Genomic DNA, 12,372 nt, shown 5'->3' on the forward strand with positions numbered 1-12,372 from the left:
ACGATCGAGGCCGCCGCGATGGACAGCGACCTTGCATCGCCCTTGACCAGCGCCCGTGCCTGGCAATCAAGTCCCGGCGGAACGTCGCGGCCATCAATCAGCGCAAAGTCGGCGCTGACCGGCATCACGGCCAGCGCGCGGCGCATCGCCGCAAGGCTCGCGGCGCGGATGTCGGTGCTTTCGATTTCGCGTGCCGATGCGCTGGCAATCCCGACCTGGCAGGACGCCAGGATGATCTCGAACAATTGCTCCCGTCTGGCTGGCTTCAGGGCTTTGGAATCGTTCAACCCGTCGGGAATCGAGGCTGGATCGAGAATGACGGCCGCGGCCACGACAGGGCCGGCGAGCGGACCGCGTCCGGCTTCATCAACACCTGCAACGAAGTTGAAGCCGCTTTGCACGGCATGCCGCTCAAAGCGATCATCGGGTGTCGGCGGATAGTCGGGGAACAGCGAATCGGGCGGGGTGCGAGCCATGTTGCGGCGAAGCTTGCACACCCGCCCGATTCTCTGCAAGGCCCGGCGGCTGGGGACGGATGCCGCGCGAGCGCCGGACCGCCCATGACGGGGCGGGGGGCGGTCCGGTTTGTGTCGCCACGCATCCCGAAGAGGCGTGGCTAACGCTCCAGGCGTCCAGCTATCCGGACGCTTGATGCTAAAGCAGGCTCAACTGGACGCCTTCGCCATGCGGCGGGATGAACTGATCCACACGCAACGGCGATTTCCGCAGGTTCAGGCCGAGCCGCTTGGCGGTCATGTCGAAACGGCGGGCGATCTGCCAGGCATAGGGGCCGGTTCCGCGCATCCGCTTGCCGAATTCGGCATCATAGTCCTTGCCTCCGCGCATCGAGCGGATCAGCGACATCACATGCCGGTAGCGGTCCGGATAATGCCGCAGCAGCCAGTCACGAAACAGCGGGCTGACTTCAATCGGCAGGCGCAGCAGAATGTAGCCCGCCGCATCCGCGCCAGCCGCCTTGGCGGAATCGAGAATGCGCTCGATCTCGTGATCGTTGAGACCGGGTATCACCGGAGCCGCCATCACCGAGACCGGGATGCCGGCGTCGGTCAGGGCGCGAATCGCTTCAAGCCGCTTTTCGGGAGTTGCCGCACGGGGCTCCATGGTGCGCGCCAGCTTTCTGTCGAGGGTCGTCACCGACAGCGCCACGCGGGCCAGACCTCTGGATGCCATGCGCGACAGAATGTCGATGTCGCGGACCACCAGCGCTGATTTGGTGACGATGCCGACCGGGTGCCCCGCGGCTTCCAGCACTTCAAGCAATTGCCGCATGATGCGCCATTGTTTCTCGACCGGCTGATAGGGATCGGTGTTGGTGCCGATGGCGATCGGCTGCACCTTGTAGCCCGGCCGCGACAACTCCCGCTCCAGAAGCCGCGGAGCATCTGGCTTGGCAAACAGCCGCGCCTCGAAATCGACGCCCGCCGACAGGCCCATATAGGCATGCGTTGGCCGGGCGAAACAATAGACACAGCCATGCTCGCACCCGCGATAGGGATTGATCGAACGGTCAAACGAAAGATCGGGAGACTGGTTTTTGGTGATGACGGTGCGTGGCTTCTCGATCTGCACCTCGGTCTTGAACGGCGCCAGATCCTCAAGGCTGCTCCAGCCGTCGTCAAAAACCTCGCGTGTGCTGATCTCGTAGCGGCCCGACATGTTGAGTCCTGCGCCCCGGCCGCGCATGCGGTCCTCGCTCACGCGTATTCCGCTTGCTGCCACCAGCGCATCTGCTTGGGTGGCCTGCAGGCCAGGCGCAAAGGCTGTCTGTTTCAACGCTGAAAGACTTGGCATAAGACCTCCATGGAGCCCGGTGGGGACAAGACCTGTGACTGGGCGATGAGTTTCGCCGTGTTCGTGATTATTTTCCTATCGCAAAGAATGGAACATAGCAAGAACAAAATGAAAAATTGATGTGAGAACGGTCGACCGTACGCAAAGACCGGCGGCTGGCATATCGTTCCGGCTTGATCTAGAAAGGGCAATGATCAGTGTACTTATTGAATGCAAGGACCAGGAAAAAGCCCTGGCGGTGACTCTGGCTTCGCTGGTGCGTGGTGCCATCGAAGGGCTCGTCGCCGAGGTGGTGATTCTGGATCGTGGTTCGCGCGACGGCACTGCCCTGCTGGCCGATGCCGCCGGATGCAGGTTTCTCGAAAATCCGGATCTGCGTGACGTGGTCCGTTCGACGCGCGCCGATTGGCTGTTGCTGATTGAACCGGGCGCCAGGCCGCTCTTGGGCTGGATAGATCATGTCGGCCAGCATATTGCCACTGGCCGTCAGGCGGCACGGCTCAGGCCATCGCGCGAGTACCGGCTTCCGTTCATGGCCCGGTGGCGCCGTGGCCGGCTGTCAGCCATAGAACACGGCGTGCTGATTCCCAAGCGGCAGGCGATCGCCAATTCCAAATCTGGCCAGTCGCTTGAAAGCCTGGGGCGCGGCCTGGCGATGACCCGGCTCAAATGCGAGATCGTGCCGGCCGCGGTGCTGGCATTGACCTGACACATTAATCGCGCTTCGTCAGTCTGCGGGTGATGTTCGCGTTGCGGCGATGAACCAGCCGGGCTTTGTCTGACGCAACCGGTTGGCAGCGTCACTGGCCGCGTCAGCGCTCGCATATAGCCCGAAACAACTCGCACCCGACCCCGACATTCTGGCGATCAGGGCCCCGGAACTGTTGAGGGCTGCGAGGCAATCCGAAATTTCGGGAACCAGCCGCCGCGCCGGCGGTACAAGGTCGTTTCGCGTCCGGGCGAGCCAATCGATGAACGCACCTTTGTCGCCAACACCTTCAGGCGCGGGCAGGGGAGCGTTGTCGCGGCTCTTAAGTGCAGAGAACACAGCTGGCGTGGAGACGCCGATCCGGGGGTTGACGATCACCAGATCAAGCCGGAAACCAAGGGCGACCGGATCAAGCCTTTCGCCGATGCCGCGGGCAATCAACGGCCGTCCGCTCAGGCACATCGGCACATCCGCGCCGAGCTTGAGCGCAATTTGGGACAAATGGTCCGCGGCCGGGCTGAAATCCCACAAGCTGCACAGGAGTTTCAATGCCGCCGCGGCGTCCGCTGATCCGCCGCCGATGCCCGAGGCCACCGGAAGCCGCTTGTCGAGCTTGATTTCGACGGGCGCAAGCACGGCGCCCGATTGCCGCGCCGCACCGGCAAGCGCATCACGCGCCCTGACAACCAGATTGTCATTGCTGTTTTCCGCTGACAACGGACCGGCTTCAACACCGCCGAGAACAAACCCGTCATGGCTGGCCAGCCTGGCCGACACCCGGTCGCCGAGCTCCGTGAACACCACAAGACTTTCGATCAGATGGTAACCGTCATCCCGCCGGCCAGTGACATGCAGCGCCAGATTGATCTTCGCCGGCGCATCGTTCGTCAGCATCAATCCGCTGGCTCACAAATCCGAGCCAGCAGTTGACGCCTGGGCCCCGTGTGTTCCGTTCAGCAAGGCATGACGTTGCAGATCGGTCACGGTTCCGAGATCGCCCTTCTTGTCGGCTCCGGCGCCATTCGGCTGGAGCATCGGCGCATCGCCGTCCTTGGTCATGTCATTGGCAGCGGCAGGAACCGCCGGGTCGGCGGCCGGCAAGCCTTCGGCCAGCTTGAGCTTGATCTGCGGCTTGAGATCGGCATCGGGTTCATTGGAAAGCGCCCTATTCCATTGAAACGTGGCTTCAAGCTCCCTGCCGACGCGCCAATAGGCATCGCCGAGGTGATCGTTGATCGTCGGATCAGCGGGCTTGAGTTCCACAGCGCGCTCAAGTTCACGAACCGCGTCACCATATTGGCCGAGCCGGTAATGTGCCCATCCGAGCGAATCGACAATGTAGCCGTCATTGGGCCTGAGATCGACGGCGGCGCGGATCATGTCCATGCCTTCCTCAAGGTTCATGTTCATGTCGATCCAGGAATAACCAAGATAGTTCATCACCTGAGGCTGGTTCGGATAAAGCTCCAGCGCGCGCTTGAAATTCGCTTCAGCCTTCGGCCATTGCTTGAGCCGCTCATTGGCAATCCCGGCCTGGAAGAACAGGTTCCAGTCATTGCGGGTCGGCGCAGGTCCCACGACCGAAATGGCTGTCTCGTAGGTGCGCGCCATTTCGGCGTAATCCTTGTCCTGCGACAAGACGCTGCCATAGGCGAGATAACTGCGGATATCCTTCGGATCGGATTCAATCAGCGCCTTGAGATGTGCCTTTGCTTCGTCATTCCGGTCGAGATCGGCCAGCGCAAGCCCGAGCTGAAGTTCCGAGACCCGGCGCATCGGCGAGGTTTCGGGAACGGACTCATAGATCGCAATGGCGTCTTCCGCCTTGCCCAGCTTTTCCTTCAAGCCGCCCAGGGTGACAAGCGTCGCGGCGTTTGCGGGGTCGAGCATCCGGGCAAATTGCAGGTAGACGGCTACCGTTTCTTCCGCGCCATCGCGGTTCAGAGCGCTGCCAAGCGTGAAAAATGCCGCCGCGGCGCCCTGCTGGGCGGTTTTCATGCCGGCCTCCGGCTTGCCGCCATCTTCGATCAACTGCCTCAGTCCCGCCAGCGGTGCATAGCCGGGAGAAAACTCTTCGCCCGCTGAGAGCGCATCCAGAGCGGCGCGGGTATTTCCATCCCGTGCTTCCATGGCTGCCAGAGACATCACTGTGCGAATATAGGTGTCGGGTGCCGCGCCGCCACTCTGGGGGTCGGCAATCAGATCGGTGAACTGCTTTCTCGCCTCGGCCTTTTTGCCCATGGCCTGCGCCATTTCACCGGCATGGTAGCGGGTAAAGACGGGAAACCACGGGGGACCTTTGAGTGCGAGAATGGACTTGATTGCCTGGTCGCCCTTGCCATCGCCAAATTCGGCCCAGGCTATCAGCAGCGTATTGAGCAGGCGGTCAATCGGATTGCTGTCTTCCTGGTCGAGCAGGCTCGCGGCCTTGCGGTATTCGCGCTTGGTTGTGGCCTCCACCATCAATGCCAGGTTCGACACTTCGCTGACTGCGGGATCGTCCTTCATTTCACGTGCCAGCGTGACGCCTTCGGAAAACCGTCCGTCGATGAACAGCGCCACCATCAGCCGTTGTCTGATATCGGCGTTTTCCGGGTCGAATTCCAGCGCCTTGCGATAGAATTCAATCGCGTGACCGGTGTCATTGTCGACGTCCGCTGTCCGCCCGGCCAGATAAGCTCCGGCAAACCCGAGAAAAGTTGGCTGGTCTTCCGTTGCCTGCTCCTGGGCCGCCGCTGCCTGGCTTGCCGGAAGTCCGGTTATCCCGCTCACCGAAAGAAATACACCCAGCGCAACGCTGGCCGCAAAACGGGCTGTCAAATTTCGCCGCATCAAGGTCTGCCTTATGTTCGTTCTGGCCATGCACCGGCCAATTGCCGAAGCAGTTTTACCCAACACAATGGCTTTTTTGGCGCAGTGCGGCAAGACCGGAGCAGGTTGCCTGTCCGGACCGGTGATCAATTCACCCGGTTGACGCAAAACGCGATGACTTCCATCAGCGCCGATTTCTCTTCAGAGTCGGGCAACGGCGCCAGCGCATCCCGTGCAATCGATGCATAATGCTCGGCTCGCGCAGTTGTGTCTTTCAGACTGCCATATTTGGTAATCAGGCCCAGCGCCTTCTCCAGCGCCTGCTCATCGCTCTTTCCACCCTCGATCGCTTCACGCCAGAAAGCCCGTTCCGATTCGGATCCGCGGCGGTATGCCAGAACCACCGGCAGGGTTATCTTGCCTTCCCGGAAATCATCGCCGACATTCTTTCCCAGTTCCCCGGCCGACCCGCTATAATCAAGCACGTCGTCAATCAGCTGAAACGCCAGCCCGAGATTGATGCCGTAGGATCTGAGCGCATTGCGTTCGGCCTTGCTGGCGCCGGCGATGATCGGGCCGACTTCGCAGGCTGCCGAAAACAGTGCCGCCGTCTTGGCGCGGATGACCGAGAGATAATCGTCTTCCGTGGTTTCCATATTCTTGGCGACCGACAGTTGCAGCACTTCGCCCTCGGCGATCACCGCTGCCGCCGTCGACAGCACGTCCAGCGCATCGAGCGAGCCGACTTCGACCATCATCTTGAATGACTGTCCGAGCAGAAAGTCGCCGACCAGCACGCTTGCCTGGTTGCCCCAGATCATCCGTGCGGTCGAGCGACCGCGCCTGAGATCGCTCTCGTCGACCACATCATCATGAAGCAGCGTTGCCGTGTGCATGAACTCCACCGATGTGGCGAGCTTGATGTGGGCGTCTGCGGTGTAGCCGAACATGGTTGCCGAGGCCAGTGTCAGCATCGGCCTGAGCCGCTTGCCACCGGACGAAATCAGATGGTTTGCCACTTCCGGAATCATGGCAACATCTGATCCGGCTTTTGACAATATCAACTGGTTGACCCGTTCCATGTCGGCACGTGTCTTGTCGACCAACGGTTTGACCGATGCGTCTCTGTGTTTTCCATCTTCCAGCGAAATGACCACACCCAATGCTACGGACTCCTGATTTGACTTCCCGGCACATTATTCAGCGCCATCGCACACGGCAAGCGGCGAATTGGCGCGCATGCGGGTTGATAAGTGATACATAGGGATGACACAAACAATCCAGAAGGAGAGCCGATGCACGATCTCATCCGCACCAATGATCCGGTGCTCATCTCATTCGTGGAAAGCCTGATGCGCGACGCAGGCATCGGTTGCATGGTTGCCGACGCCGGCATGAGCATTCTGGAAGGATCGGTAGGCGTCATCCCGCGGCGTATTCTGGTTGATCCCGACATGGCGGCCCAGGCTCGCCGCATTGTCATGGATGCCGGTCTGGAAGACGAACTCAGGCCATGGACCGATAGTGACACGCCAGGCTGACCAGCGCGGATCATCGCCGCATGCGGATTTCCAATCGGAACAGCCAGGCGATGGGCAGATCTCCGCAGCATCCCGGGATGCCGGGCAGCCCGGCCACACGGTTGATGCATTCCACAATGGCGGATTTTACCTCGTGCAGCCTTCGGGAGCCGGACACCGTGCCGGAATCGACGCCATGCTGCTGGCCGCCACCATCCCCCAAGCCGCGCGCGGTCAGCTTGCCGATCTCGGCGCCGGGGCCGGCGCCGCCGGGTTGGCCGCAGCCACCCGATTGCCGGATTTGAATGTGGACCTGATCGAGCGGTCGGCTGTGATGACTGAGTGCGCCCGCCGCTCGCTGGCGCTGAACCAGAACGCGCATCTGGCGGCGCGCGCCCGGGTGATCGAGGCCGATGTCGCCCTTCATGGCACCCGGCGTCGTGAGGCAGGTCTGGCGGATTATGCCTATGATTATGTGATCATGAACCCGCCGTTCAATTCCGGACGCGACCGCAAGACGCCGGATCTGCTCAAGTCGGAGGCCCATGCCATGGAAACCGACGATCTGTTCGAACGCTGGCTCCGCACGTCAAGCGCCATTCTCAAGCCCGGCGGTCAGGTGTCGATCATCGCGCGCCCCGAATCCAGCTCCGATATTCTCGCAGCTCTGGGCAAACGCTTTGGCGGCGCCGAAATCACGCCGGTCTGCCCGCGCCCGGGCGATGATGCGATCCGCATTCTGGTCACAGCGATCAAGGGCAGCCGCGCACGCATGAGCCTGCGCGATCGTATTCTGCTTCATGATGGTCCCGGAAACCGGTTCACGCTTCAGATGAACGACCTTTGCAATGGCCGTGCCGTCTGGTCGAGACGCAGCAACTCGCGCTCATCAAAATAGGCGTATGACGCGCACCGCCATTGCACTGGGCCGGAAAAGACATACATGATCCGGACAACATTCAAGCCGCCCGCAAGCCCCGCCGGCCCGCCGGTACGTGCGGGAGACAACAGGAATACTCTGCCATGGTTTCGCTGAATTCTTTTCTGCCTGCTCGCTTCCGCAAGGATATCACCGTTATTCCGGTGGTCCGGTTGCATGGGGCTATCATGGCCGGTGGAAACCAGTTTCGCCAGAACCTGAATATTGCCACCGTGGCGCCGCTGCTTGCCCGCGCCTTCGCCGACAAGCAGGCGCCTGCGGTGGCGATCGTGGTCAATTCACCCGGCGGTTCGCCGGTGCAGTCACGTCTGATCTACAAGCGGATTCGCGATCTGGCGGCGGAGAAGAACAAGAAAGTCCTGATGTTCGTCGAGGATGTGGCAGCTTCGGGCGGCTACATGATCGCCTGCGCCGGAGACGAGATCATTGCCGATCCGTCCTCGGTTGTCGGCTCGATCGGGGTGATTTCCGCTGGCTTCGGTTTTACCGGCCTGATCGACAAGATCGGTGTCGAGCGCAGGGTCTATACCGCGGGCGAAAACAAGTCGCTGCTCGATCCGTTCCAGCCGGAAAAGGCCGAAGACGTCGCCCGGCTGAAGGATCTGCAACTCGAAATCCACAAGGTCTTCATCGATCTGGTCAAGACCAGCCGGGGACCCCGGTTGAACGACGTTCCGGAGATGTTCACCGGACAATTCTGGACCGGGATTCGTGGCAAGGACATGGGCCTGGTCGATGAACTGGGCGATTTGCGGTCCACCTTGCGCGCCCGGTATGGCGACAAGGTCAAGCTGCGGCTGATAGCGGCACAGCGCGGTCTGTTTGGCCGCCGCATGCCCGGGGCTAATGCCGGTCTGGCTGGCGGAGTGCTTGCCGGGATCGGCGAAGCAGGGTTGAATTCGCTTGACGAGCGGGCACTTTGGTCTCGCTATGGGCTCTAGACCCATCTTTCGCGGGTTGGTGCCGTGGCGCGGCCAAGCCTGATGCTGGCCTGAGGAAAGGACCGCAACCATGCCGCAACTTTTTCTGCTTGCCGCCGTAGGTGCCGTCGCCTGGCTCGGCTACAAGCGCTTTGTCTCGGAAGCCGAACGGGTGAACGCCCGGGTTCGCGATGCCGAAAAGGAAACCCGAACCGGTGCGCAAGGTACGCTGATCGAGGATCCCGAAACCGGCGAATACCGGCTCAGGAAGCCGGACGAGTGAGGCCTGGCGCCTGGCTCGCCGGCGCGGCTTGGCCATGCTCCCGGACTTGACCCTGAGGAAGAGCCGTGGCACCTGTCGCCACACTTTCAGGGCCGCTTGATCGCGGCCTGATTTGACCGCCTTTCCATCCGGATCCCAGCCATGACCGATACCCTTCCAGATCACATGAAGCCGACACGCTCGTTTCAGGCGCTGATTCTCGCCCTGCACCGCTATTGGGCGGATTATGGCTGTGTCGTGCTGCAGCCCTACGACATGGAAGTGGGCGCAGGAACGTTTCATCCGGCCACGACCTTGCGCGCGCTCGGGCCGAAGCCGTGGAATGCGGCCTATGTTCAGCCCTCGCGCCGTCCCAAGGATGGCCGTTACGGTGAAAACCCCAACCGGCTGCAGCATTATTATCAGTATCAGGTGATCCTCAAACCCAACCCGTCCAATCTGCAGGAACTCTATCTCGGCTCGCTCGCTGCCATCGGCATCGATCCGCTGCTGCACGACATCCGCTTTGTCGAGGACGATTGGGAAAGCCCGACATTGGGCGCCTGGGGGCTGGGCTGGGAATGCTGGTGCGACGGCATGGAAGTCAGCCAGTTCACCTATTTCCAGCAGGTTTGCGGCATCGAATGCGCGCCGGTTGCTGGCGAATTGACCTACGGGCTTGAGCGTCTGGCGATGTATGTGCAGGGCGTCGACAATGTCTACGACCTCAATTTCAACGGCCGCGAGGGCGCAGAAAAAGTCACCTATGGCGATGTCTTCCTGCAGGCCGAGCAGGAATATTCGCGCTACAATTTCGAGATCGCTGACACCGCCATCCTGCTCAAGCATTTCGAGGATGCTGAAAAGGAATGCGAAGCCATTCTGAAATCCGGCGCGCCGTCCGAGTCCGGTTCACTGCACAAATGTGTGCTGCCCGCCTATGACCAGTGCATCAAGGCAAGCCATGTCTTCAACCTGCTTGATGCGCGCGGCGTCATCTCGGTGACCGAACGCCAGGGCTATATCCTGCGGGTGCGCAACCTGTCGCGCCAGTGCGGCGAGGCCTTCCTGCTCACCGACGCCGGCGGGGCAAATTTCCTGCAAGCCGCGGAATAGAGCGGCGTTAGCGCCTTTTGCGTCTGTTGATATCCCGTCTTGGCGCAAACACCGATTCCGGTTAGCCTCAATGAGCATTGATTGAGGGAGGGTGGCCGGCTGCCTTGTCGCCGTTTCCCGACATGGGGAGATGCCAAGCCATGGCCGCCGGATCGACAGATCAATCCAATGGAGCGCTGCAGTCGTTCCTCCACACTGTTCGCAACAGCCTTGTTGAGCGGGAAATGGTGTGCATGCTCGAGCCGGACACTTTCTCCTGGGGCGACGGGTCACGCAAAACCATCGTGGATTATGCCGATGTGAACTCGGTGCAACTCATCGGCTATGCCGGAAGCGGTGGCCGTCAGTATCAGACAAGTCTGAAACTGAAAGGCGGCAAAGTGGTCAAGATCCGGTCGCATCATTATCTCGGCCTCGGCAATTTCGAGGACCGGACTGAAACCTACGCGCCCTTCATCCGGGAACTGTGCCGCCGGATTGCCAGAAGAGCGCCCGATGCCCGCTTTGTGTCAGGCAGTACATCGCTCTGGATTGTCTGGCTGGTGATCGCGCTCTTGACAGCGCTTGTCGCTGTGCTGGCGGTTTCAGCGGTCTATTTGCCCGGTGCGCCGGTCTTGCCGGCCTTGATCGTGCTGATTGTCGCTGTTCCGCTCATCTGGCTGGAGGCTCGAAAAGGCCCGGCGACCACGTTTGATCCGGCGGATCCGCCGATGGCCCTTACCGGCATGCAATAGCTTGCGCGGGGCGCATGCATTGGCTTGTCCGGTGCGTATCAGGCGACCGAAGTCTGTTTCCTGCCGGCAAGTTGGGTAGCGCCGCCATTGTGATGGGCGCGCTTGTCCTCGTACATTTTTTGGTCCGCGCGTTTGACCATGTCTTCCATCGTTTCCCCGACCGTGCTGGTCGCCACACCGATGGCGACGCTGAGCGGCGCGCTGGAATAGAACTGATTGTTGATATGCAGCAATTCGCTGATTGTATCGACCATGGCGCTGGCGGCCTTCTTGTCGGTGCCGGGCATGAGAACCACGAATTCGTCGCCACCGATGCGCGCGGCATGATTGGGACGCGCCACAACACCATTGAGAACTTCGCCAAAGCGGCGCAGCAAGGCGTCGCCGGCGTCGTGCCCAAGCTGGTCGTTGGCATCCTTGAGCCCATTGAGATCCATGACGATGGCAGAGACCGGGCGCAGCGACTTGCGCTCGAGCCTGTTGAGTTCATCCTTGTAGAATGCACGGTTATGCAGTTGGGTCAGCACATCGTGCTTGCCGAGATATTCCAGATAGGCTTCGGCTTTCTTGCGCGCGGTGATGTCGGTCAACGCCACCTGGACATGCGACCAGTCCTCTTCATGTCCCGGCAGAACCGCGAAATGCAGCAGGATATGGCGCACTGACCCGTCGAGTGCATAATTGATCACTTCGCGATGGTGGAAAAGTTTGCCTTCCCACAGATCCATCAATTGTTCGCGGAAGGGTTTTTCCATCTCGTCGCGGAAAATCTCGAGCTGGCGCTGCAACAATGTCTGGACATCGGGCGCGCAGAAAAGGTCCAGCGTTGCCTGATTGACGTCGATGACGCGGATTTCGCTCATGCACTGACGCACGAATTCCGGATGCACATCCATGAACACGCGGAAATCCTCGATGCCGCGCTCGCGCACCTCTTCGATCAGGTTGCGGATCTGACTGAAATCCTCGACCCACAGCGATACTGGTGAATATTCAAACAGGCCCTCCGCATGCTGACGGCTTTTGGTCTCATTGCGTCGCGCATCCTCGCGCGCCGTGACATCCTCGGTGGTCAACAGCAGCCGATCCAGCGTCTCCTCGTGGCCGGGCAGGACAATCCCCTTGAGCTGGATATCCATCCGCTTGCCCGAGAGCGAATAATTGACCGCATTGCTGCAGAACTCGGTTTTCCCGTCCCACAGTTCCGCCAGTTCGTTGATGTGGTTCTCCAGCATGTCGTCGCAAAACACGACGGACAGATTGTCGACCAGGTGCTCAAGGCTGTCCGCTTCAAACAAATGAAGTGTCTTGCTGTTGACCCGAAGCACCTTGATCTTGCTCGAACAAGCCGCGACACGCGTGATGTCTTCCTGAAGATAGGCCTTAAGATCGGTCACGCCTTCGGCCCGCCAGCGCTCGAATTGCTGTTTTACAGCGGAGAAGTCTTCAATCCACATTGCAACCGGAGCCAGTTCGAAAATGCTGGCGTCAAAATGTGTCATCTAGATCGTTCCCCGTCTCCGCACAATCCAACGGGCTCGCAATCCT

General features: G+C 60.7%; 13 protein-coding genes. 7 read left to right on the forward strand and 6 right to left on the reverse strand.

From position 1 onward, the window contains the following. Both ABJN75_RS16930 and ABJN75_RS16935 read right to left on the reverse strand, forming a co-directional pair. The coding region (locus ABJN75_RS16930; protein ID WP_348440757.1) for a ribonuclease HII at positions 1 to 476 on the reverse strand (476 nt) is incomplete at its 3' end. Between the two features lie 178 nt (positions 477 to 654). Beyond that, on the reverse strand, positions 655 to 1,812 hold the full coding sequence (locus ABJN75_RS16935; RefSeq protein WP_348440758.1) for a PA0069 family radical SAM protein: 1,158 nt from the start codon (positions 1,810 to 1,812) through the stop codon (positions 655 to 657). A gap of 190 nt (positions 1,813 to 2,002) precedes the next feature. Between ABJN75_RS16935 and ABJN75_RS16940 the strand changes: the two genes are divergently transcribed. Beyond that, complete coding sequence (locus tag ABJN75_RS16940; RefSeq protein WP_348440759.1) at positions 2,003 to 2,521, forward strand: glycosyl transferase; 519 nt, start codon at positions 2,003 to 2,005, stop codon at positions 2,519 to 2,521. A gap of 18 nt (positions 2,522 to 2,539) precedes the next feature. On the opposite strand, the gene ABJN75_RS16945 is transcribed toward ABJN75_RS16940, so the two are convergent. The 3 genes from ABJN75_RS16945 to ABJN75_RS16955 all read right to left on the reverse strand — a co-directional run bounded on the left by ABJN75_RS16945 (position 2,540) and on the right by ABJN75_RS16955 (position 6,495). After that, positions 2,540 to 3,415: a 4-(cytidine 5'-diphospho)-2-C-methyl-D-erythritol kinase gene (locus ABJN75_RS16945; RefSeq protein ID WP_348440760.1), complete on the reverse strand. Its 876-nt coding sequence runs from the start codon at positions 3,413 to 3,415 to the stop codon at positions 2,540 to 2,542. A 12-nt stretch (positions 3,416 to 3,427) separates the two neighbouring features. Then, positions 3,428 to 5,353, reverse strand: a complete 1,926-nt coding sequence (locus ABJN75_RS16950) for a tetratricopeptide repeat protein (RefSeq protein ID WP_348440761.1) — start codon at positions 5,351 to 5,353, stop codon at positions 3,428 to 3,430. Positions 5,354 to 5,478: 125 nt separating this feature from the next. Then, positions 5,479 to 6,495, reverse strand: coding sequence for a polyprenyl synthetase family protein (locus tag ABJN75_RS16955; RefSeq protein WP_348440762.1), 1,017 nt, complete (start codon positions 6,493 to 6,495; stop codon positions 5,479 to 5,481). 132 nt (positions 6,496 to 6,627) lie between these two features. Here ABJN75_RS16955 and ABJN75_RS16960 point away from each other — a divergent pair, with 132 nt between their 5' ends. The 6 genes from ABJN75_RS16960 (at position 6,628) to ABJN75_RS16985 (ending at position 10,824) form a co-directional block, all read left to right on the forward strand. Beyond that, a complete protein-coding gene (locus ABJN75_RS16960) occupies positions 6,628 to 6,873 on the forward strand; it encodes a DUF2007 domain-containing protein (protein WP_348440763.1) in 246 nt (81 codons plus the stop codon). A gap of 58 nt (positions 6,874 to 6,931) precedes the next feature. Then, entirely contained in the window at positions 6,932 to 7,750 is an 819-nt protein-coding gene (locus ABJN75_RS16965) for a methyltransferase (RefSeq protein WP_348440780.1), read from the forward strand. A 125-nt stretch (positions 7,751 to 7,875) separates the two neighbouring features. Beyond that, complete coding sequence (locus ABJN75_RS16970) at positions 7,876 to 8,733, forward strand: S49 family peptidase (RefSeq protein WP_348440764.1); 858 nt, start codon at positions 7,876 to 7,878, stop codon at positions 8,731 to 8,733. Between the two features lie 70 nt (positions 8,734 to 8,803). Continuing rightward, positions 8,804 to 8,995 (forward strand): hypothetical protein, encoded by a 192-nt coding sequence (locus ABJN75_RS16975; RefSeq protein ID WP_348440765.1) that lies wholly within the window; start codon positions 8,804 to 8,806, stop codon positions 8,993 to 8,995. A 141-nt stretch (positions 8,996 to 9,136) separates the two neighbouring features. Further along, positions 9,137 to 10,090: a glycine--tRNA ligase subunit alpha gene (locus tag ABJN75_RS16980; protein WP_348440766.1), complete on the forward strand. Its 954-nt coding sequence runs from the start codon at positions 9,137 to 9,139 to the stop codon at positions 10,088 to 10,090. 140 nt (positions 10,091 to 10,230) lie between these two features. Further along, positions 10,231 to 10,824 carry a hypothetical protein gene (locus tag ABJN75_RS16985; protein ID WP_348440767.1) on the forward strand — a complete coding sequence of 198 codons (594 nt, stop codon included), beginning with the start codon at positions 10,231 to 10,233 and terminating at the stop codon, positions 10,822 to 10,824. A gap of 38 nt (positions 10,825 to 10,862) precedes the next feature. Here ABJN75_RS16985 and ABJN75_RS16990 read toward each other — a convergent pair whose 3' ends face one another. Further along, positions 10,863 to 12,326: a sensor domain-containing diguanylate cyclase gene (locus tag ABJN75_RS16990; protein ID WP_348440768.1), complete on the reverse strand. Its 1,464-nt coding sequence runs from the start codon at positions 12,324 to 12,326 to the stop codon at positions 10,863 to 10,865. Between the last annotated feature and the right edge of the window lie 46 nt (positions 12,327 to 12,372).

Source organism: Hoeflea sp., from assembly GCF_039975035.1.
In the GTDB taxonomy this organism is placed as follows: domain Bacteria; phylum Pseudomonadota; class Alphaproteobacteria; order Rhizobiales; family Rhizobiaceae; genus Hoeflea.